Genomic DNA, 21,711 nt, shown 5'->3' with positions numbered 1-21,711 from the left:
TTGTGCCCACCAATGAGCTAGTCCTGCTCACTGCGGGGATTTTTTCGTGCCCTCGTTTTCTTGCGGTAGATCATACGGGCACTCACCATGCCGATAATAATGCCTATGCCGCCGACGACAGAAACCCACATGGCCGGGTTGCCGAGCGGCAGCGCGACGAGCAGACCGATCACAATGCCCGGGATCGCACCCGCCACCATGCCGACGGCAAGGTACGTAAATTCCTGGTCGGAGCTGTTCTTAGGGCTTTCAAACTGTGTTGGCATTCTTCTATGGTACCCGCATATCCTACCCCGCAAGAACGCATTTTCGCCTCACGCCTAGAGACGTATACGGGGCGTGCGCCTGATCGACCATCAGACGCACGCCCCGTATAACCTACCGAAAATAGCCTGAGGCGGGCTTAGTAGTACATGCCGTGGCGATAATCCCAGCTGGGGAATGAGTCGCTCAGATGGCGCATAATCTCTTCATAGTCCAAGCCCTTACGAATCAGGGTGGGGGCGGGGGTCACGCCGCGTTCACCGTGCTGTTCGGGCACCAGGTTGCCCTCGGCATCGACCATTGAGACCATCACGCCCTGTTCGTGGCGTGTTTCGTCGGTCTTATCGGGTTGAATGGATTTCACGTATTCATCGCCGCGCACAATCACGTCTACGCTGTTCTCGATGCGGTCGCCAATGCCCGTCACGCGCCCCTTATTCCCAATGCCCGAAGGGTTTGCTGAGCTCGCGAAGGTCAGTTTCCCTTCATTCTCCCAAAGGGCACGAACAATCTGTTCTGCGGGAGTGCCAAAACGCACCACGAAGCAACTGGTTGCGCGCGCATCGCGGGCAAGTTCCTTCGTCGTTTCATCCGGCAGGTACTTTTCAGCGTCTTCGCGCCAGGGCAGAATGCATCCTAAAAGAATATCGTCGTCCCAGTGTTTCCGGTAGAATTCGCGGATTTCTGGGGTCATCTGGGCAAGTTTATCGAGCTGTTCTAAGGATGCGCACAGCACGACGCCGGGCTTTTCGCGCTTGCGGAGCTTGGCGTCAAATTTACGTTCGAGGCCTTCGCCATCAGTCGCCATGAGAATATAGCCAACCTTTGTGGGGGCGACGATCAGGCCGCCGGTGCCTGAGAGGGTCGCTACAGCTGTCGGAGATGCCTCGCCCGTCCAGTCTTCGCGGATGGGAGTTGATGATGTATTTTCCATAGTTCAAGTATTGTACTCGCCCAGAAGACAAGACAAGCCTATCTTTATATAGTCACATCATGAGATATTCACATGACCACGATGCGGTCTCTCCCGCGTTTTTTGCCATAAAGCCGCGGTGTGAGGGCTTAAGCGTCTAGAATCTGCATGCAAGCCACGAGTGTGCACCAAGTCTGGCACCGAAGTTCGAAAGGTATATATACCTTCCAGAGCACGCAAAGACGGCACCTATCCGATTGGACGGGTGCCGTCTTTGTCTAAGTTTTCTCTATCTCAGATGAGATTAGAAAGCGGTGTAGTAACCATCGACAGGCATGTAACCATTGCCATCAACGGGGGTCAGCTGGGTACCCTGCGAGGGGTTCAGAGCGGAGACCATCTGGCCGTTACCCACGTAGATACCAACGTGGTTGTAACCGTTGGTGAACACGATGTCGCCAGGCTGGGGGTTCGCGGTTGCGCGAAGCTCAGTGGACATGGTGTAGGTGTAAGGAGTCAGCTTGATGCCCTGCTGAGCAAAGATGTAGGAGACGAAGCCGGAGCAGTCCCATGCACCGTAGGAGCGACCGCCCCAAACGTAACCGGTGCCCTGAGCAGCCTTAGCTGCAGACACAATAGCGTCGCGGGTTGCGTTGTTGGTAGCGGGTGCAGGAGTCTGATCTGCTGCAGCAGCAGGTGCCTGTGCAGAAGTGGTCTCAACCTGTGCGGTCTGTTGTGCAGGTGCAACGTACTCGGTCTGCTGCTCAGCCTGAGGTGCAACGTAGGAAGTTGCGGGGGTCTGGTAGCTGCTGTAATCGTACTCGTAGCTGCTGTAGTCGTAGCTCAAGTCGGTTGCTGCAGGAACCTCAGCAAATGCGTTTGCGGGAATGTTGGAACCGATAACAGCAGCACCGGCAACAGCAACGATACCTGCGTTACGAACAATCTTCTTAGCCATTAGTAATATTCCTCCATTGCCTGACGAGGTAAGCTGTCGGGCGCGAGCATGGATTCACTCGGTCACTTGCGCGACTTAGCCCCTAGGCTTCTCCCCTAAGGAGAAACCGAAAAGTGGTTCCCCCGCTTCTGCCGTATTGGGTAGACGTTCCTTGAAGTGCTGGCAGAACTCGGCGGATTCACTCCAAGGGTGTCCTCTTACGATTAGGATTTGGACACAAAATGAGAATACACAGAAAACTCTCAGTTGTCACCTCGTGTCGCCACCTTTTTTCACCCCAATAGTGTCAAATAGTCCATAACACGGAGTTAGCAATACTTTACGAAAAGAACACTTGTTCTTCTAGAATAAGCCTCTGACTAGTAGTTTTATACAGCGTTCCGCGGATTTGAGGGGTTTTATCGGCACAAATATCCAGCATTCCCAGGTTTCTTTAAGGTTGATCCACATCTCTTAAAATTTTTTTCTGCGCGAACGTTAATTTTCTCCTGATAGTCGCACCGTAAAGTTTTGCCGTTTTACGGCAGCTTCCGCGCTATATCTGGGATGTATCCCCCAAAACCTGATTTTGAACATCGCATCTGCAAAAGGCACGTCCGGCATGGATGCACTATGACACGCTAAATTCTCGACGATACAGATATACCGTCCCGAAGAGTATAATCCGGCAGCCACCCCCTATATATTAAGGAGTAACCGCGGCTCACACCCGCTCACCCCCGAGAATTCAGGACATAACAGAACCGTGGAGCTCACCCTACGGTAAGCCCCACGGTCAATTATGAGATCTATACGGGAAGGCACACTATCAGCCGCCTTCTACAACCGTCCGGCTGGCGAACGATACATTCTTTAGAGTGCAGATGCGCGCTTGACCACAATAGCGTTCGCAACATCCAAATCCAACGAGATAGAGGCGTCTTCGCCATCGGCACGCACAATCACATCGTTATTGTCGCCGCCAACCACAGACACCGAAGCACCAAAGGTAATACCGGCGTCGGCAAGCACCTTGAGCAGGTCAATATCCGTCTGAATAGATTCGGGGAAGCGTGAAATCGTGAAGCGATCCTCAGGACCGGAATCGCGGGCAGCAAGCGCCATAGGAACGGTACGTTCGTCGTTCTTTTCGCTGTCGATGCCGAGTTCTTCAAGGCCGGGAATAGCGTTGCCGTAAGGAGAGAATTTAGGCTGGTTGAGCATATCCAGAATGCGCCTCTCCACGTGATCGCTCATCACGTGCTCCCAGCGGCATGCCTCATCATGTACATACTCGATATCCAGACCGATCACATCAGAGAGCAGACGCTCGGCGAGGCGGTGCTTACGCATAACCTCAACGGCCTTCTTGCGACCTTCATCGGTCAGTTCGAGGTGACGGTCGGGCTCAACAGTGAGTAGTCCGTGCTTTTCCATACGCGCCACGGTCTGTGAGACGGTCGGACCGGAATGGTCTAAGCGTTCCGCAATACGCGCACGCATGGGGGTAATACCCTCTTCCTCAAGTTCGAGGATGGTGCGCAGGTACATTTCAGTGGTATCAATCAGATCGGTCATACCGTCTTATTCCCCTTATATACAACCTGCAGCCAAGCAAACGTAGCCTAGCCTTATATCGAACCTATATCTGAGTAACTATTATGTACCTTTTTAAGTAGTTTTGCCACGGATTACCCCGGCGCGTCGCTTGAAGCGAACTTTTCGCCTTAGAATCCATCTCGAAAATCGTTCTGAGTACATCCGCGAAGAGCAAAACTATCAAGGCGGCTCTCAGCAAAAGCTCACGCTAAACCTCTTCGGTATCCTCGGCGTCCTGCTGATCCTCAGCGGATGCGCCCGCCTCCTCAGCGCCGTTGTTATCACGTTCGCTGGCCTGCAGGCGATCTGCCCACGGCACCCACTCGGGGGCGAGAAGCGCATCATCACCGGGAATCAGACCGACCTCGCAGATAGTCGCGACCTTAGATCGAGGTGCCCGCGATAGAGTCGCAAACCAAAACCACCCGCGGTACCCCGGCAGCGTGCACTCAAACAGATGCGTAGTCAAGCGCTCTTCTTCGCCGCGCAAATGGTGCACCAGACCGATAGAGTTATGCGGTGCAACAGCCTCAACCCCGGTGAGTGCAATATCTTTTGCCTCCGCAAGAATATCGTCAACCTTCGTGGTGCGACGGCGCCTATGCGCAGGCCCCAGGGTGGGTTCCCCGGTAGGAAGTTCATCTTCCTCAACGACGAAAGGGTCATGCGCAGCTGCCGTTGTCTCGGCATCGTGTTCAAGCGTGGGCACGGTAGATTCGTCGGGTTGTTGGTTCACCTGTTCAGACATACTACCTATTAAAGCATCTCCCAGCGCGATGACGGCGAGGGGTTCGTGTGATGTTTTCGCCCGCATGCGCCCATGTCAGACCCTAACCTGCGCAAACGCTGTGAATACTGCCCGTCACAGCGCAATATTGCGTTTTTCGGCGGGAGCAGGCCCATAAACCTGATACGGTTATGCCATGAGTAGCAAAAGCGTATCTTCCTCTGAGCCTGTAGAGGCCGCCGCTGCCCTTCCCTACACCCGAGCGATTCGCTGGCTAGGTGCAGGCGGCGGTATTCTAGCCGTAGTATGCGTAATATGCGGCGTCGTCATGCTCCTCATGAAATGGGCGGGGGCGCATCCGCCAGCGCTCATGAGTCAGATTCCGCTGATTCTGCTTCCGGTCGCTTTTCTTGCGCTCATGGTCAGTATTGTACTGGCGGTTCTGCGCAGGCGAGCAAGCTAAGACGCGCATACCGGTACATAAGATTTTCCGATAATTTTCCTGGTGAAAGAAGAGTACACAATGTCTGCAGAAGCTAAACTGCTCGTCGTTGATGACGAGTTCAATATTCTAGAGCTTTTGGCTACATCCCTGCGCTTTGCGGGGTTTGAGGTTGTCACCGCTGGTAACGGTCGCGAAGCGATTGAGAAGGCGGAAAACGAACAGCCGGACCTCATCGTCCTCGACGTGATGATGCCCGGCATGGACGGCTTTGAGGTCACTCGCCGTCTGCGCGATGCGGGGCGCACATACCCGGTGCTGTTCCTCACCGCGAAGGACGCCACCGAAGATAAGGTTGCCGGTCTGGGCGCGGGCGGTGACGACTACGTCACCAAACCGTTCTCGCTTGATGAGGTGATCGCCCGCATCCGCGCGATTCTGCGCCGGTCACGCAACGCCCAGGAAGAAGACGACGCGATTTTGCGCGTGGACGACCTGAGCCTGAACATTGACACCCATGAGGTGTTCCTGGGAGACGAGGAAATCGACCTCTCCCCCACCGAGTTCAACCTGCTGCACTACCTGATGCTCAACGCAAACCGCGTGCTCTCGAAGGCACAGATTCTCGACCACGTATGGGAGTACGACTTCAACGGCGATTCCTCCATTGTGGAGTCGTACATTTCGTACCTGCGCCGCAAGATTGATAACAACCGCGAAGGACACGAACCGCTCATTCACACCAAACGCGGTGTGGGATACATGATTCGCGGTTCTCGGAGCTAGTATCTCGTGCCACTGAAACCTGTTGATCGTCTTCCTCACTCGCTGTCGCTGCGAACCCAGCTGGTGCTGGTGACCTCGGTACTCATTGCGCTTGCCATCGCGGTCACCTCGCTCGTGGCGATTTCAGCACTGCGCGCCCAAATGGTGCATCAGCTCGACGAAGAGATGAAGGCGAGCTCTTCCTCGCTCGTTTCCTCCGTTGGGACCTCACAAACCCGGCAGGACGGGGCGGTCGGCTCGTACCGGGTCTATGTACTCGATCAGCACGGAAACGTGCTGTACTCGATTGCGGGAGCCGATCAACAGGCGGAAAACGAGCCGGTTCTCACCGGCTGGGACTCCGAAAAGGTCAAGAAATACCACGAAACCGGCACAACCGTAAACTCGCGGACAGGATCTAACGACTGGCGTATCATGCCGATTTCTTTGGAGTCTTCAACCAATGGCCAGGCATCTTCAATGGTGATTGCCCTGCCGCTGAAGCAGACGAATCAGGTGGTCGCGCTGGTTGGGGTGCTGACCTTCGCGTTCGGGCTTGCCACACTCGCCGCCGCGATCGCGATGACCTGGGTGATTGTGACCCGCACCTTCGAACCGCTGGCGCGTGTGGAGCAGACCGCCGCGAAGATTGCCGCCGGGGATCTCTCGCAGCGCATCGAGGATTACAACCCCAGCAACGAAATCGGCAACTTGGCGATCTCGCTGAATACTATGCTCGCGCAGATTGAGAGTTCGTTTAATGCGCAGGCGAAGTCAGAGGCGAAGATGCGCCGGTTCGTGGGAGACGCCTCGCACGAGCTGCGCACCCCGCTGGTAAGTATTCGCGGGTACTCCGAACTATACCGCCAGGGTGCCCTGCCCAATGACGAGGCCGTGGCAACCGCGATGGGGCGCATCGAGTCCGAGTCCAAGCGCATGGGCCAGCTGGTCGAGGATCTGCTCACGCTGGCGCGCATCGACGAACGCCGCGAATCTAAGCTCGCCCCCTTCGACCTATTCCACCTGGCGGTTGATGCCAGCAACGACGCCTACGCAACGTCGCCGGATCGTGAAGTCTCGCTTGTGGGCCTCACCGACGATGTAGCCCCCACAAGTGCACCCGTGATCGGCGATGAATCACGGATGCGCCAAGTGGTCGCCAACCTGCTCACTAACGCGATGCGCTACACCCCGGCGGGCACGCCCTTAGAAATCGCGGTTGGCGTGCGCGAAGATGTTCCCGGATACCCGCTCTCGGTTATTGAGGTGCGCGATCACGGCCCGGGTATTCACGGTGAAGATCGCGAGCGCGTGTTCGAGCGTTTCTACCGCACCGATACCTCGCGTTCGCGTGAGACCGGCGGCACCGGGCTGGGGCTGTCGATTGTGGCGGCGATTTTGGAACAGCACGACGGTTCTGTGCATATTGAGGAAACGTCCGGAGGCGGTGCGACCTTTGTGATTAGCCTGCCGTTCTATCCGGCGCCGGTGATGACCGATAACGGCGTTTCGCAGTAGCCGCTGGGCGGGAATATAGTTCGTCATAGTTCGGCTGGTGCGGATGAGAAACCGCATCCCATACCGGTTTTAGGACGCTCTCGGACTGTGGATAACCGGTTTTTATGTCCCGCGCGGGCAGTTATCCACAGGCAGTAAGATTCGCGGGCGCATCGCGATGGGCGTTTCTCTAAGGTAGATGGTGAGCGCTGTACGGCACTGAATTCTACGGCAGATTTTCACGCGGCTGGCAGCTTTCGAAAAAACCTTTACACCCTACCCAGGAGGAATATCATGGCACAGTTCGTCGTCGATTCAGAGACTATTGCAGCGAAGGCAGCCCAGGCTAAAACCCAGGTCGCTAACATTAGCGCCGAGGTTACCGGGATGACCGCATCCCTACAGGATTTGCAGGGTTCGTGGACGGGCTCGGCATCGACGAACTTTCAGGCGGTGCTTGATAATTGGCGCGGCACCCAGAAGCGTGTGGAAGAGTCGATTACCCAGATTAACGAGGCTCTTGACCGTGCGGGCGTGAACTATGCGGAGACTGAAAACGCGAACGCTGCAATGTTCGTGGGCTAGGTTCCAGGGTCGCACTATGTGCACTGAACTTTAACGAGATAGCACGCGGGGCTGCCGTGAAGGATTGATAGCGGACTTCACGGCAGCCCCGGTTTTTCTTAGGCGCAGATGATCTGGTGACGTCGGTTCCCGCGCGGGCTGCGCCGATTTATGCGGGCGATGTGCGAGCTTAGGATGCGGTGGTCTCTTGCCTAAACCGCAGCCGCCACCCGTTCGGGGCTGCTGCCGTGTCATAATGCCACAGGCTCGAACGATTGACTCGCCCGCGTGCCGTCTGCACTGCCGCCATGATGAGCACGTTATGATCATCGACAACCTGCACGCCCTGTTTGGCGGGGCTGCCCTGCTGGGTGAAGGCACGCGCACGGTACGCGATGGTGTCGGCACGGCTGACGGAACGACCGGTTGCGGTCACCCATACCAGACGCTCGTGCAGCAGCGCAGAAATCTCGGGTTCGCTCATGCTCCCGCCGCGCATCTCAAGCTCACGTTCGGCGTGCACGGCGTCTTCGGGGTTAGGGGCGGAAAATGCCGGTTGTGCAGGTACCGGTGCAGCGGTTCCCGTGGGGGCGGGTGCAGGCTCTTTGGGCACGGCATTTTCCGTGGTGCTTCCCTGAGAGTTGTTCTCCTGCTCGGTTTCCTCGAACCCTTCGCCTTCAAATTCTTCGTTCTCTTCGGCTTCTGATTCGGCAAGTTCCTGCTCGGCGAACGCCCGTTGCTGCGCCTGCGCCTCACGCTCTGCGGCACGTGCAGAGGCTTCGGCAAGTTTCGTTTTCCGCTCCTGCACCGCCTGCGGATCGGGTGCGGCAACGGCGGATGCGGGCTTGAGAATCCCGTTGAGTTTCAGGGAGTCGAACCCCTGGCGTGCGCGTTCCACCTCGGTTTCAGTGAAATCTTCGAGGCTCAGGTGCGCATCCGCAGCGAGAGTATCGGGGTCTTGGGCGTGGGCGTGGTTCTCGGTTTCACGATTTTGGTCGGCTTGGGTGCTCGGGTCGGTCTGTTCACCTGCTGTATGCGGCGAACCGGGAAATCCCGGGCCGGTTTCGGGTTCTCGCCCTTCTTTGAAGGCCTGCGCGGCTGCGTTCGCGCGGGAGTCTGCGGCCTCGTTCAGCTCGTGCCCGGCATGCCCTTTAACCCAGACCATCTCGTAGTCCCTGCCGGTGCTTGCGGCATCGAGCGCTTCGAGCAGGTCACGGTTCTGCACGGGTTTACCGTCGGCCTTTTTCCAGCCGCGTTTCTTCCACCCGGGCATCCACTGGGTGAGGGAGTTAATCACGTACTGGCTGTCGCAGTAGATCAGAAGTTTACTCTCGGCGCGGTGAGCGGTCGCCTCAAACAGGTCGAGAACCGCCTTGATCTCGCCCATATTGTTGGTGCCGTGCTCCCAGCCCCCTGCCGCCCAGTGGTTCTCGTCAATGTACCATGCCCATCCGGCAGGTCCGGGATTACCAAGCGCGGAGCCGTCAGCCGCCGCAATAATCTGATTCTGCATGCTCTCGACTTTACCTTACACACTCGTAAAGCGCAGAGTGTGGCGCCAGTTCATGAAGCTAGAGGTTTCGTCACGTCACGCAGGTTCCAGGCGGCAGGCAGGTAGACTTAGGGTATGACCATCCACTCTATATCTTCCGGGGATGCGGATGTTTCACGCACGCACATCAGTGTATTTACCCTGCCCACCCGTACCTTTACCGGCGGGTTAAGGTTCACGTGGCTTGACTATGTGGGCGAGGAAGCTCGGCGCAAGGCGGCGTCAATACACAGCCCGTCGGCCTCGGTGAGTTACCTGGCGACTGAAGCCCTCATGCGGGCGTTGGCTGCGCCTCGGCTGGGTATTTCGGGGCGGAGCGCACGCACGATCACGGTGGATCGGTCATGTCGGCTCTGCACGAGCGGTAAACCACACGGTAAGCCGCGCATTGCGGGCGTAAATTTCAATATGTCACAGGTTCCCTCGCTGGCGGCGGGTGGTTTTTGTGCGCAGCAGCAGGTGGTTCTCGGTATTGATCTTGAGGCGGTTCAGGCCTCACTTTTCCCGGGTTTCGCACGGGTTGCGCTCACCATCGACGAACGTACCGCCTATGAGTCCCTACCGCCGGGCCAGCAGCAGGCGGCGGGAGTTGCCATCTGGACCGCGAAGGAGGCGGTACTCAAGGCAACCGGGCACGGGCTAAGCGTTTCACCGCAGACGGTGCAGATTGAATGCGACGATGCGACCTTAGCGATGGTCAGCGCCCTGTGCGAACCGGCAAACCCGCTGGATGCGCCGGGTAGACAGGATCGCCCCTGCGAGCATGAGCTTTCGGTAAGTCCGCGAGTGAGTGTGCGTGCCACGCTCACTCTGCCCGAAGACTCAGATACGTCAACAGAGGAAACGTCGGCGGACGGTGAGAACACCGGCAAGCATCAACCCCCGAAAAACCGCGATATATCGGACGAAAACGCCTCTACAAATAGCGAGCGCTCGTTCTTTATTACCTGGTCGGTGCTGACGCTCAGCCCGGTAGCGCATCCAACGGCGGATACGGCGGGGCGGGCGGCGCATCCCGAACGGTTCCTGCTGGCGGTGGCAACCGAAGACACCGTTCCCGTGGTGGATGTGCACTCGGTCGCCACACCGCTGGATGTTAAGCGTCTGCTGGAACCGCCTGCGGCAGCGTATTAATGCCCAGCGCACGCCCGAAACTGCCCAGTTTCGTGCCGGTTTCGGTGTGTTCCAGCACCGGGTCTGACTCAGCCACAATGCCCGCGCCCGCGTAGAGGATGGCGGTTTGCGCATCAACCTCAGCACAGCGCAGCACGAGCGCCCACTGACCGCTTCCGTCCGCGTTCATATAGCCGATGAGCCCGCCGAAATAATCTCGGCTAAACGGCTCAAGTTCGGCGATCATACGCCGTGCAGCCTCGGTGGGGGCACCGCAAATCGCAGGGGTCGGGTGAATAGCGCGCGCACCATCCAAGCAGGTCATGCCCTGCTTGAGCACACCCGAGATGGGGGTACCCAGGTGCCACAGCTGCGGGGTCTGCAGAAGCGAAGGAGCCTCAGGAATAGTGAGCTGGCGGGTCATAGGTTCCAGCTGCGCCCGAATATCGGCGATAACGGTCGCATGCTCGCCACGGTCCTTACGCGAAGCCATAAGCCGCTGCCCAAGAGCCTCATCCTCGGCGCTTCCATGCTCGGCGATGCGCGGCGCACTGCCCGCCAACGGGTGCGTTTTGAAAGCACTGCCCTCCCCGGTGTCGGGTTCCGTACTGAAAATCAGTTCCGGCGAGGCACCCATCAGATACGGATGCTCCAACCCGCGGTGGCCCTGCGGCAGCTTAACGCTAAAAACAAAGGTGTTAGGCTGCTGAGCACGCAGATTGTTATACACCCCCGCGAGGTCGAGGGCACCCGGCGCATAATCGGCGCGCAACAGACGGGAAAGCACAACCTTATCCAGCTGATGCGCCTTCATACGCTCAACGGCGGTCGCCACCGCCTGCCGGTACCCGGGGTTTTCGCGGCCCTCAATCTGCGTTGGCTCGGCGAGCTTAACCTCGTGCTCGGGCACCGGAATGTCGTCGATCTGCAAGCGTTCGGGCACAAAAAGATGCGCGGGGGCGTTCGGGTCGAAAGGAATCAGACCGACCACGGCGGTACCGGCGGCTTCGGCGGCGGCGCGCGCATCCTCAAGGGTAACCTGGCGCAGGGAACCGGCGGTACGCATCACGCGGGTGCCGGTGGCAAACATAAAATCAGGAAGATTATTGCTCACTGATAACGCCTTTCGGGTCTGTTAGAAGGTTGCGCCGCCATCGGCAACAATATTTTGCATGGTGATATGCCGTGAGGCATCGCTGATGAGGAAGGCATTCACCGCCGCAATATCGGCGGGGTCGGCGATGCGCCCGAGCGGAATTCCCAGGCGGAAGGTCTCAGGGCTGCCTGCCACGGGTAGGGCGCTGAGGTCTTCGCCGTTCCAGGCGTCGGTCACCATGGGGGTGCGGGTGGTGCCGGGGCAAACCGTGTTCACGCGAATGCCGTGGCGCGCCAGCTGCAGCCCAAAGCTTGACGATACGCGCACCGCCGAGGCTTTCGAGGCCCCGTAAGCACCAAACTCGGCGCGGGGCACGCGGGCGGCGTTGGAGGCGACCGTTACCAGCGAACGCGTGTTCTCAGGCGATGTCTGTACCTGCTCAATCATAACGCGCGCAAACTCACGCAGGCACAGGAAAACACCGTCAGCATTGACCGCATGCAGCCGTTTCCAGTCTTCAAAAGAGGTGTCTAAGAGCGGTTTGCTGTGCACGATTCCCGCCACCAAGACGGCGCCTTGGATAGGTTCACCCACCTCAGCGGCGGCATGTGCGAGCGCCCGCACCGATTCTTCGTCGCTCACGTTGACAAAGCGGTAGCGGAAGATGGCGTCGCCGTAGGCGGCGAATGATTCGTGCGGTTTGTCTGCCAGATCGGCGGCATACACCGAATAGTTATTCTTGATGAGTTCGTGCACGGTTGCCGTGCCGATTCCGCCATTTGCGCCGGTCACGATAACCCAGCTCATGCGCATACCTTCCGGAGTTCCGGCTCGTCTGCCGTGACGAGGGCACCGGCGTTGAGGTGCTCCAGCACCTCGGTGGTGTTGAGTACGCGGGCGCATCGTCCTGAGGCGTATTCGCAGGCCATGCGGTGCTCTTCCGCGGTGAAGTCGGCGAGCGCATCCGCCACCATGAAGGGCTGAATATCGCGCATGAACGCTTCAAGGGCGGTGGTCAGGCAGCCGATATGTGCGTATATGCCGCCGATGATGAGCTGATCGCGCCCGAGGTCTTTGAGCTGCTCTTCGAGCGGGGAACGCGCGAAGGCAGAGTAGCGCCATTTGGTGAGCACGGTATCGGATTCGGTGGGGGCGAGTTCGTCGAGGATCCGGGCGTTTTCGTCGTCTTGCAGTCCGTCGCCCCAGAAATCAGTCAGCAAGCGCCTGTCGGCGGGGTGCTGGCGGGGTGGTTGGGCGGTGTAGTAGACCGGTATGTTCACCGCGCGTGCCGCATCCACTAGGCTGCGAATATTGGCAATGGCAATGTTGATTTGGGCGTCTGGGAGGTGTTGTCCGTCGCGTTCCAGCTCAAATGCGCGCACGAAATAGCCCTGCATATCGTGCACGAGAAGCGCGGCACGCGCGGGATCGACCCGCCAGTTTACACGGTTTTGATGCTCCTGTTCGCGGTACGAATAGGGGGCAATCTTGGGTAGCGCCATATGATCTCCTCCTGCCATTGAGTTACAACAGCTTAGGGGGTTCTTAATAGAACGTTTGTCTGTCTGCAAGTACTATATTAGGTCACCCTTAGCTAATAGATATAGACACCCCGTAACTAAACGAGCTTCCCAACCCGCCGCCGCATCACGACAGCACGGGTTGGGAAGCTCGCAGGCACCCCAAAGTCTCCTGTTATTTCAAGGATAAAGGTTAATTCACAGGCACCGCATTCGCCAAAACCTCATTCAGTCCTTCAGTAATCGAAGGGTGGGTGTAAATTTCATCACGTAGCTGCGATGCCGTAATATTGTGGCGCATTGCCAACGCCACAAGGTTGATAACCTCCATAGACTCAACCACCAACAACTGAGCACCAAGAATCTGGTCAGTCTCGGCATCAATCACAAATTTCATGATGCCGCGCGGGTTTTCCAGGGTCTTCGCACGCGGCATGGCGGCGATAGCGGCAACAGGTTTGGCGGCAACCTTGATGGTGTGACCGGCGGCGAGCGCATCACGCTCAGTCAGGCCGACGGACGAGAGCGGCGGGTTCATGTAGATGGTTGCGGCAACCGCCTGGCGGTCCTTCGTGGAGCGGGAACCGTCACCGAGCAGCTGCGAGAGCACCACGCGGTAGTCGTCCAGGGAAATGTAGGTGAACTGCGGACCGCCGTTAACGTCACCAAGCGCAAAAATATTCGGTGCCGTGGTGCGCAGATGCTCGTCGACAGCGATTGCGCCGTGCTCGGTGGTTTCGATGCTCGTGTTCTCAAGCCCCAGCCCCTCGGTGGCGGGTTTGCGCCCGGTTGCGACCATCACGTAATCCACCTCAAGGTGCTTGGACGCACCCTCGGAGTCCAGGTAGTTCACGGTCACGGAGTCGGCGTTATCGGTAACGGTCTCTACGCGAACGCCCGCGTGAGCGGTAATGCCTTGGTCGGCGATAATCTCGCGTGCCGCCTGGGCGACGTCGTCATCGTAACGCCCGAAAAGCGCGGGAGCGCCTTCAAGCAGGGTTACTTCGGTGCCGTAGGAGGAGAAAATACCGGCGAACTCGACACCAATAGGACCGCCGCCGATAATGCCCAGGCGCTTCGGGCGCGGGGTGATCTTCTGCAGTTCGGTAGAGGTGAGCACGCGCTTCGATTCGCGGGCGCCCGGGATGGGCGGGATAGTCGCCACGGCACCGGTGTTGATGATAAAGCAGTCGGCGGTGACGACCAGTTTGTCCTCGCCCGCGGTGACCTCGACCTCGGTGTCTGAGAGGAACCGTGCGTGACCGTCAATGAGTTTGGCGGTGGCGTTCGATTCGAGGATTTCGCGGTTCTTCGCGCGCATGGCACCGGTGAGTTTGTCGCGGAAAATCACGGCGCTCTCGTAGGCGGCGTTCGCAGCGTCGGCGTTGTGTTCGCCGCTGGCACGGAATTCGTCAGCCCGGTGCACAAGCGCCTTGGTGGGCACGCACCCGATATTGATGCAGGTGCCGCCGTACATGTTTGAGGACTGCTCGATTAGGGCGACGTTCTTGCCGGTTTTCGCGTAGGCGCCAGCAAGGGTTTTGCCGCCCTTGCCAAAGCCGATAACGACCATATCGAAGTGAAGGCGCGCGGTAGTCATAGTGTTCTCCCGGTGAAGTTTGAGGTGTTTATAATTCGCGTCTGGTGTTCCGTTGAACTTTAACGGGCGGCGTGTGGCATTTATTCCTGGTTTTTGCAAGAAAACATTAAGTTTTTTGACGCTGCGCTGACGGGCCGTCTACCTTATCTTATGCAGCCTAAAAAGAGCCTTTATGTGAATAAAGCGTTGAAAATCCCGCTTTATTCACATAAAGGCTCTTTTTACACCCAGCAGCGGGGGTGCAAGCTACCGCGACACCACACTCACGCGCTCGCGCTGATGCTCCCCTGACTCAATAAGGTCAAGCACGGCGACCGCGAAATCCGCATAGCTGATTTCGCTCTGCCCGGCGGCATTCATCGTCAGCACATCGCCTGCCAGCTGGTATTCACCCGTGCGCTCACCCTCGGGGTTAAACACCAGGGCCGGGCTCAGGTACGTCCAGGCAACATCGTCGCGAATGCGCAGCGCATCATACGCCTGCGCCATCGCGGTAGCCAGCGGTTTGAATTCTTCGGGCATGGCGGGCGAGTCTACAAGCCGCTGATTCGTGGTCGAGTCGGGGTATAGGCTGCCAGCGCTGCCGATAACGAGCAGGCGGGTTTGGGTGCCGCTGAGCGCATCCGCAAGATGGACTAGGTGATCCTTGTGCAGGTGCAGGCTCTCGGGAGTCCACGCGCCGAAGGCGTCTACCACCGTATCAAACCCAGACAGGTCGCTGCGAGTGAGCGCGAAAACGTCCTTGATGAGCGTGTGCTGCGCCTGGGTGGGGTGTTCGGACCGCATGATAGCGGTAACTTCATGCCCGCGTTCGACGGCCTCTCGCATGACGAGAGTACCGGATTTACCGTTTGCACCGATGACTGCGATTTTCATGTTTCCTCCGCGATAAACGTTGTATTCTTAGGACGTATTCAACGCTACCGACGCGATAAACACCTGTGAAGACGGCACTTTAACGTGCCCCAGTTACCCCAAGGAAACCATTGTGACGGACCAGTACCTTTACCAAAATGCCGAATTGCCGCAGTGCCCCGTCGAAACCACTCTGGAGGTTATTTCAACGCGCTGGGGCGCTCTGATTGTGCGTGATCTGCTCAACGGACCCCTGCGGTATAAGGAGCTTCAGCGCTCGCTTGGCGATATTTCGCAGAAGGTACTCACCGAGAACCTGCGCCAGCTTGAGGCTCGCGGAATCCTCACCCGCACCGTCTACGAGCAGGTGCCGCCGCGTGTGGAGTATAAGCTGACCGAGCTGGGGCAGAGCATGCGCACCCTGTTCGATGCACTGTGGGCGTGGGGCGAGCACTACCAGGAGGCCGTCGCGCAGAGTTAGTTGTGGAAGAACGGCGGCGACGGTGAGCGTTATTGCGCCGGTTGACCTTGGTGTGCCTCAAAATAGACAAGGGCAATACTGGCTGTTACGCTACCTCAAGCGGTTGGATTGCCGCTATCTGCTCGCCCTTGAGGTCTTCCACCATATCGAGCTCATACGTGGCTTGCAGGTTCAGCCAAAACTGCGGTGTCGTGCCGAAGTAGCGGGCAAGGCGCGCAGCTGTATCGGCTGTGATTCCTCGTTTACCGTGCACGATCTCATTGATGCGCCGGGGCGGCACACCGATTGCCACCGCCACCTTATTCTGGGTAATCCCGAGCCCTTCAATGAAGTCTTCTAACAGGACTTCTCCGGGGTGAATTGGTGCAATTTTGTCAGTGATAGTCAACGATCTCTACCTCCTCAGGTCCTAAATCGGTCCACCTAAAACATATTCTCCACTGATTATATTGTCTGCATATGACGTGTGGGGCGGCGCGGTAACTGGCAGAAGTACATCCCATCCTGCGGGTTGCTTTGCGTTTCGCAGCTTAAATAGCCTCAAAATAGATGTGTCTCTGCCCCTTTGAAATCTAGACTGGTGGTAGACGCTTTTACCCCGAATGAAGGAGCCGCAATGGATGCCCGCGATATTCTGCGTGAAGCCGCAAGCCGACCCGCAACTGAGGCGAAAGCCCTTGTAAACACCCTGCCCACAGGGGCATTGAACGCGCACGCGGGTGGGCATACGAATTCGATCGCCTGGCTGCTGTGGCATGCGGGGCGGCAGATGGATGCGCAGCTCGCGCAGCTGAATGGCGAGCCGCAGGTGTGGCATAGTCAGGGGTTCGATTCCCGCTTCAACTTGGGTAAGCTGGGCGACACGGTGGGCTACGGACATACCGCTGAGCAGGCGCGTGCCGTCGTGGTGGAGGATGCCGCGCTGCTGGTCGAATATTTGGGTGCGACCACCGCGGCGTTGAGCGAGTATATTGCGGGTTTGAGCGAGGCTGATTTGGATGACGTGATTGATACGTCGTGGACTCCGCATGTGACGCGCGGGGTGCGGCTGGTGAGTATGATCGATGATGCCGCCCAGCACGTGGGGCAGGCGGCGTATGCGGTGGGTATTCTCGCGGGCGGGGCGGCGTAGCGGCAGTTAGTGCGGGCGGAGCCGATTGGCGTGACGGCGCGAGTGTCGAGCGGGTCGCGGCGCTTAGGCGTCAAGAAAAAGGCTGAACTGATGGGTTTTACTCGGGATCACCCCCGCTCAGCTTAAGGATGCAGTTCCCGTGCGTTCCTATAAGCTCACTCCGCAGGGCGGGCGTTACTTGACGCCCACCCCGAGGTGGTGGCTAAGCACCCGAAGAAGGATTAGAGTTCTCGCCTCTTAGGGCTTTCCGGAGAAAGTTTTGAAATAGACTCTTACACCACAGGAATATAGACCGAATTTTAGAAGTCTTAATATCACAAGAAACCTCAGGCTTATTGTTACAACCAATATCTAACCCGTAGTTCCATGAGGTCCACTCGGGATACTCTTCTTTAATTTCCCAGTCCTTATAAATCCTAGTCTTTTCAAACCCTTCCCGCTCTTTAATCTCTCTAGGAGTCTCGACAAGGCTAATAGATTCCCTCGCTAAATAAACATCCCGAAGTGCATGATATCCATTACGGAAAATAATATTTTTCTGTGTTTTATTAAACTTCTCTGCACGAAAAGTCATGACCCCTGCAAATATAAAACTTGCAAAAAATATAATAAATAACCAGAAAGGCGTACGTCCTGTAGCGACACCAAATCCTAGAGTTATAAAGTTGATCAGAAAACCAATAATTAAAGTTATACTTATAGCCCAATTCTTTAATACCATTTTCTCCCATGAAGGTCTTGGATAATATCTTCCCCCTGAACTTAGTTTAATTGAAGTTAAATTTTCCCTAATTTCAGCTGATAAAATACCAAGTTTAATAACCTTATTTTCTAGAGTGGCTCGCTTAATAATATCATTATAGGTAGACTGAATAGCATTTATATCCAATTCATGTTTAATATTCTCAGGGTAATCGCTAGAATCCTTCAGAATCGTCGACCATTTCTCCAGACGTAACAGCTCTGGCGGAGTTGCCTCTTTCCTATTCTCAAACTCTTCCCTAGCGACCTTCGTACCACGACGAGAACCAAAATATGACATGAGCGCCGCAGCGAGAGGAACTATAATGCTGATAACAATATCTTTAATTTCCACAATTATTCTCCTAAACAATATTACATTCAATAAGTACTTCGATTTTTGTAGACTTCGTTACCACCTTCCAAAATTTCACTATTTGACGTGAATGCACAATCTCTCTCCCTCCTCAAAAAACGCAGTAAGAAATAATTTCTGGGAGGGGATGATATGGGATAAAATTATTAATAGAAACCTGCAATCATTTTATATTTTTCTTTGTAAGTTTATATGCTTTCTTTAGATCTTTATCTAGATTTTCAATATTTTTTCCCGAAGAACGCATATATTTCTTATAAGATTTACGAGATTTTAATTGAAGATGAACGGAAAGTGCGATTTTAAAAGTATTCAAACCACTGTCATTATCATCCAATTTCCTCACCCCTTTAATCTTTTTGACTCTACTAGTGTCCTTAATAAAAGCCTCAACACAACAGTTGATCATCTTAATCATACAATTATTTATGTCTAAAAATACTTTACTTAATGTCCTCACATAAAACCAAATTTCTACCAAAGGAGTAACAATTAGTAAAAATATTACAGCACTATCAAATAACCAATTAGCATGATAATCATTACGACTAAAAGTAAAAGAATTTATGAGAGCCAGAATTGTTAGAAAATGCTCATATAATAATAAAATATACAAAATGATGAATGACCAGAAGTAGGTTATTATTTTAAAACCACGTGGATATATCTTAGAAATAATACACCAATCAATGATACTATTATGTAATGCTAGAAAATAGTAAGCTAAAAATACTACTCCGTAAAGAATCATTACCGCCCAGTTGATAAATGATCTAACACTTAGGCTCAATTCAACACCATATATAAAGCCTCCGAGGCTCCAGAGAATGAGAGACTGAAAAATTCCGCCTACTATAACGATAATAATCATCGCAGCTGGATTCATAATCACTTTATTATTTTCTTCATTAATACTTGTTCCCCATGAACTATAATCTACTAGAGACGTTAACCTATCATCTTTTTTTGTTCCAGGTATTATATTTTTTAATATATAATCATACCATTTTAGATTTTTCTTATTTTTTAAGTGTAACCTATAAATATAATTAGAAACTTTATGTAGGTTTTTACTTCCTCCTTCTATCTTAATTACATCACGATACGATGACATAATCCGATCATGTAGTGAAAAATCATCAGCCTTTATATGATTTATGATAGACAGAACAAACCATGACAAAAATAAAAATATCCATGATGGTATTTCAGAATCTATTTCAAAATCTTTTTGTATAAAATTACCTTTTATATTTAAAACCTTACATAAAAATAGAATAAACCAAATGACCCCTAAAAAATGTATAATAACTACTACATATTTTTTGTAAGAAAATTTTCTGATAAATTCATCTGGAGATTTCCAACTACTCTCATTCTCATTTTTAAAATTCAAGAAAAGAGCCAGTATTAATGCAGCAAATGATGTAATTATAGACATTTTAAAATTAAATAAAAATGATATAATTGATATAATATTTTTAAATACTTCTGGATAATTATCAATCGTTGAATTTTCTGGATATGTAACAATCATATAAGAAACACCAGTCACAATAAGTACGGTTATAAGCCATATCCATATTGGATATATGATAGAATTACAAAATTTTTTCCAACCTTCTTTCTGGTCTTCTTTGCTTATCCAGTTCATGGCTCCCTTTCCTTTTAATTTCTATTATAGTATTAAAGTAATTTTTATATTTTAATTAGCAATCACATTTTTAATTCCTTCTCACAACAGGCTTAAAACATCGTACTGTGTTGGTGTAAATGTCTGCTGCTTTTTTGGTAATGTTTAATGCTTAGTAAACTATACCTCCGTTCTGTATTCAAACTTTATTTATGTATTAGTTTACTGTTATGGTTCTCTCAAGTGCTGGATTTTCGGAGAGAAACACCCAAAAATTTTGTTTGTGGCGCTTTATGACGCGAAACCCACAGCGACACACCAGCACGCCGCTACCGCCTCATCCATCTCCGCCAGGTTGCGGGCAACCCCGATAACACCGCGAACAGATAATATTTCGGCGAGAAGATAACGGACTGTTATCTGCTCGCGCGTCTTGTGTCTTGTTTCGCCTCGGTTACAGCGTTCTTACCCGTGATAGAATCCACAGTATTATGAGACGCACCACAGACCCTTCGCCTGAGCCCCCTGAACCATCTGAGCTGAGTACCCCAACAAACACACCAGACTCGCCCGCAAACCCCACATCCACAGCATCAAAACCCACATCAGCAACGCCGCTGAACGCACGCGGGCAGCTCACGCTCCTGACCGCGCAGGTTTCTGATGCTCTGGCCTCCAGCATCCAAGCTATCGCCATGCCCCTGCTAACCTACGGCACCACCGGCGACCTCGCCCACTCCGCTATCGTCATGGTCGTCGAAGCAATCCCCGTCATCCTCTTCGCACCCTTCGCAGGCACAATCGCCGACAAATTCAACCGCAAAACCCTCACCGTCAGCTTCAGACTCGCTAGCTCTGCCCTACTCATCGCGTCCCCAGCCCTCTACGCCGCCGCAGGACTACCCGCCTTCCTCACCATCGCATTCCTCGTCTCAACCTTCGGCACCTTCTCATCCCCCGCAGCCTCAGCCGCCATGCCCTCCCTACTCGGCGACGACTACCAAAAATACATGGCACGCCGCGGCAGCCTCATCTTCCTCGCCCAAACCCTCGGGCCCACCATCGCAGCTGCCGTCGCCTCCTTCACCACACCAGCCCTCGCCGTCGGATTCGCAGGAACCCTCAACCTGCTCGCCGCCCTCACCGTCGCTACCATACGCAACTACGACCTCACCCACGCCGAACGCACCGCCACCGTACAGGAGCACCACACCGGCAGACTCCTGCGCGAAGGCGCCGCCTACACCGCACACAACCCGGTCGTGCGCGGCATGCTCACCTTCTGGTTCCTCTCCATCGCCGCCGTACCCATCACCACCCTGCCCATGCTCGAATACCTCACCCGCGGCCTCGGGCACGACTACACCGCCTTCGGAATCGCAACTTCCGTCTACGCCGCCGGATGCGTGATCAGCTCCTGGCTCTCAGCCAAACTCGGCGTCGGCACAGGCACCGGGCGGGTACGCATAACCAAACGCGGATGGATGTGCATCTCCGGACTCGGCTACGGTGCCCTCTGCCTGAGTATGGGACTGCACCCGGCACTGTGGGCGGTACTCGTGCTCTGGTTCATCTGGGGCATGTTCTACGGACCCGAAGAAGTGCTCGGGCAAGTCCTCTTCGCAGACGCTATCGACGAGCACATGCGCGGGCGCGTCTACAGCTTCATGGGCGTAGTTTTCTCCCTAGCAGGTATGATCGGGTACCTCATCACAGGATGGGCGGTACCAGCATTCGGCGCGATCAACACCATCGTTGCCGGAGGGTCACTCTTCGTTATCGCCACCGTATTCACGTTCATTCTCGGCCCGACCGCGCGAGCTATTCGGGCGCAAGAGGCTCGGAATGAGGCAAAGGGCCGTGCGGGTGCATGATTTGCTCCGAGTATTGCCTCGGGGCATCAT

The 21,711-nt window shown here is 54.8% G+C and carries 22 protein-coding genes and 1 riboswitch; of the genes, 8 read left to right on the top strand and 14 right to left on the bottom strand.

Translation table 11 applies throughout. From position 1 onward, the window contains the following. Positions 1–17 precede the first annotated feature (17 nt). From HMPREF2625_RS03885 to HMPREF2625_RS03865, 5 genes are all read right to left on the bottom strand, one after another. Complete coding sequence (locus HMPREF2625_RS03885; protein ID WP_013397829.1) at positions 18–266, bottom strand: hypothetical protein; 249 nt, start codon at positions 264–266, stop codon at positions 18–20. 137 nt (positions 267–403) lie between these two features. Beyond that, entirely contained in the window at positions 404–1,198 is a 795-nt protein-coding gene (locus tag HMPREF2625_RS03880; RefSeq protein WP_013397830.1) for an L-threonylcarbamoyladenylate synthase, read from the bottom strand. A 283-nt stretch (positions 1,199–1,481) separates the two neighbouring features. Then, entirely contained in the window at positions 1,482–2,135 is a 654-nt protein-coding gene (locus HMPREF2625_RS03875; protein ID WP_070521976.1) for a C40 family peptidase, read from the bottom strand. A gap of 2 nt (positions 2,136–2,137) precedes the next feature. Continuing rightward, positions 2,138–2,320, bottom strand: a riboswitch (cyclic di-AMP (ydaO/yuaA leader). Positions 2,321–2,987: 667 nt separating this feature from the next. After that, positions 2,988–3,692, bottom strand: coding sequence for an iron-dependent transcriptional repressor DtxR (locus HMPREF2625_RS03870; RefSeq protein ID WP_013397831.1), 705 nt, complete (start codon positions 3,690–3,692; stop codon positions 2,988–2,990). 229 nt (positions 3,693–3,921) lie between these two features. Then, a complete protein-coding gene (locus HMPREF2625_RS03865; protein WP_246826635.1) occupies positions 3,922–4,461 on the bottom strand; it encodes a DUF3027 domain-containing protein in 540 nt (179 codons plus the stop codon). A 175-nt stretch (positions 4,462–4,636) separates the two neighbouring features. Between HMPREF2625_RS03865 and HMPREF2625_RS03860 the strand changes: the two genes are divergently transcribed. From HMPREF2625_RS03860 to HMPREF2625_RS03845, 4 genes are all read left to right on the top strand, one after another. Next, a complete protein-coding gene (locus HMPREF2625_RS03860) occupies positions 4,637–4,903 on the top strand; it encodes a hypothetical protein (protein ID WP_013397833.1) in 267 nt (88 codons plus the stop codon). A 60-nt stretch (positions 4,904–4,963) separates the two neighbouring features. Further along, on the top strand, positions 4,964–5,668 hold the full coding sequence (locus HMPREF2625_RS03855) for a response regulator transcription factor (protein ID WP_013397834.1): 705 nt from the start codon (positions 4,964–4,966) through the stop codon (positions 5,666–5,668). Between the two features lie 6 nt (positions 5,669–5,674). Then, positions 5,675–7,165: a sensor histidine kinase gene (locus tag HMPREF2625_RS03850; protein WP_013397835.1), complete on the top strand. Its 1,491-nt coding sequence runs from the start codon at positions 5,675–5,677 to the stop codon at positions 7,163–7,165. A 273-nt stretch (positions 7,166–7,438) separates the two neighbouring features. Then, entirely contained in the window at positions 7,439–7,729 is a 291-nt protein-coding gene (locus HMPREF2625_RS03845) for a WXG100 family type VII secretion target (RefSeq protein ID WP_004005567.1), read from the top strand. 169 nt (positions 7,730–7,898) lie between these two features. Here the strand turns inward: HMPREF2625_RS03845 and HMPREF2625_RS03840 are convergent, their stop codons facing one another. Further along, positions 7,899–9,221 (bottom strand): RNase H family protein, encoded by a 1,323-nt coding sequence (locus HMPREF2625_RS03840; protein WP_070521970.1) that lies wholly within the window; start codon positions 9,219–9,221, stop codon positions 7,899–7,901. 114 nt (positions 9,222–9,335) lie between these two features. Here HMPREF2625_RS03840 and HMPREF2625_RS03835 point away from each other — a divergent pair, with 114 nt between their 5' ends. Then, complete coding sequence (locus HMPREF2625_RS03835) at positions 9,336–10,394, top strand: 4'-phosphopantetheinyl transferase family protein (protein ID WP_070521967.1); 1,059 nt, start codon at positions 9,336–9,338, stop codon at positions 10,392–10,394. On the opposite strand, the gene HMPREF2625_RS03830 is transcribed toward HMPREF2625_RS03835, so the two are convergent. From HMPREF2625_RS03830 to HMPREF2625_RS03810, 5 genes are all read right to left on the bottom strand, one after another. After that, positions 10,357–11,487: an isochorismate synthase gene (locus HMPREF2625_RS03830; RefSeq protein ID WP_070521965.1), complete on the bottom strand. Its 1,131-nt coding sequence runs from the start codon at positions 11,485–11,487 to the stop codon at positions 10,357–10,359. The two genes, HMPREF2625_RS03835 and HMPREF2625_RS03830, sit on opposite strands and share 38 nt — an antisense overlap. A 21-nt stretch (positions 11,488–11,508) precedes the next feature. Further along, a complete protein-coding gene (locus HMPREF2625_RS03825) occupies positions 11,509–12,276 on the bottom strand; it encodes an SDR family oxidoreductase (protein ID WP_070521962.1) in 768 nt (255 codons plus the stop codon). After that, a complete protein-coding gene (locus tag HMPREF2625_RS03820) occupies positions 12,273–12,971 on the bottom strand; it encodes an isochorismatase family protein (protein ID WP_070521959.1) in 699 nt (232 codons plus the stop codon). Before HMPREF2625_RS03820 ends, HMPREF2625_RS03825 begins: the two co-directional genes overlap by 4 nt. Positions 12,972–13,182: 211 nt before the next feature. Then, complete coding sequence (locus tag HMPREF2625_RS03815) at positions 13,183–14,589, bottom strand: FAD-dependent oxidoreductase (RefSeq protein WP_070521956.1); 1,407 nt, start codon at positions 14,587–14,589, stop codon at positions 13,183–13,185. A 246-nt stretch (positions 14,590–14,835) separates the two neighbouring features. Then, positions 14,836–15,465, bottom strand: coding sequence for an NAD(P)-dependent oxidoreductase (locus tag HMPREF2625_RS03810; RefSeq protein ID WP_070521953.1), 630 nt, complete (start codon positions 15,463–15,465; stop codon positions 14,836–14,838). Positions 15,466–15,577: 112 nt separating this feature from the next. On the opposite strand from HMPREF2625_RS03810, the gene HMPREF2625_RS03805 reads away from it, so the two are divergent. Next, a complete protein-coding gene (locus HMPREF2625_RS03805) occupies positions 15,578–15,925 on the top strand; it encodes a winged helix-turn-helix transcriptional regulator (protein ID WP_006887022.1) in 348 nt (115 codons plus the stop codon). 85 nt (positions 15,926–16,010) lie between these two features. Here the strand turns inward: HMPREF2625_RS03805 and HMPREF2625_RS03800 are convergent, their stop codons facing one another. Continuing rightward, a complete protein-coding gene (locus tag HMPREF2625_RS03800) occupies positions 16,011–16,313 on the bottom strand; it encodes a HigA family addiction module antitoxin (protein WP_070521950.1) in 303 nt (100 codons plus the stop codon). 228 nt (positions 16,314–16,541) lie between these two features. Between HMPREF2625_RS03800 and HMPREF2625_RS03795 the strand changes: the two genes are divergently transcribed. After that, on the top strand, positions 16,542–17,057 hold the full coding sequence (locus tag HMPREF2625_RS03795; protein ID WP_070521947.1) for a mycothiol transferase: 516 nt from the start codon (positions 16,542–16,544) through the stop codon (positions 17,055–17,057). 202 nt (positions 17,058–17,259) lie between these two features. On the opposite strand, the gene HMPREF2625_RS03790 is transcribed toward HMPREF2625_RS03795, so the two are convergent. Both HMPREF2625_RS03790 and HMPREF2625_RS03785 read right to left on the bottom strand, forming a co-directional pair. Next, entirely contained in the window at positions 17,260–18,153 is an 894-nt protein-coding gene (locus HMPREF2625_RS03790; RefSeq protein WP_070521944.1) for a hypothetical protein, read from the bottom strand. 184 nt (positions 18,154–18,337) lie between these two features. Beyond that, the gene (locus tag HMPREF2625_RS03785; protein ID WP_070521941.1) at positions 18,338–19,828 is read right to left on the bottom strand and encodes a hypothetical protein; all 1,491 of its coding nucleotides are present in this window, start codon (positions 19,826–19,828) and stop codon (positions 18,338–18,340) included. Between the two features lie 470 nt (positions 19,829–20,298). On the opposite strand from HMPREF2625_RS03785, the gene HMPREF2625_RS03780 reads away from it, so the two are divergent. Continuing rightward, entirely contained in the window at positions 20,299–21,681 is a 1,383-nt protein-coding gene (locus HMPREF2625_RS03780; protein ID WP_246826633.1) for an MFS transporter, read from the top strand. The last annotated feature ends 30 nt before the right edge of the window (positions 21,682–21,711 follow it).

It is taken from the genome of Rothia sp. HMSC064D08, assembly GCF_001809525.1.
Lineage (GTDB): Bacteria > Actinomycetota > Actinomycetes > Actinomycetales > Micrococcaceae > Rothia > Rothia dentocariosa.
This window is presented reverse-complemented; position numbering and strand designations above follow the sequence as displayed.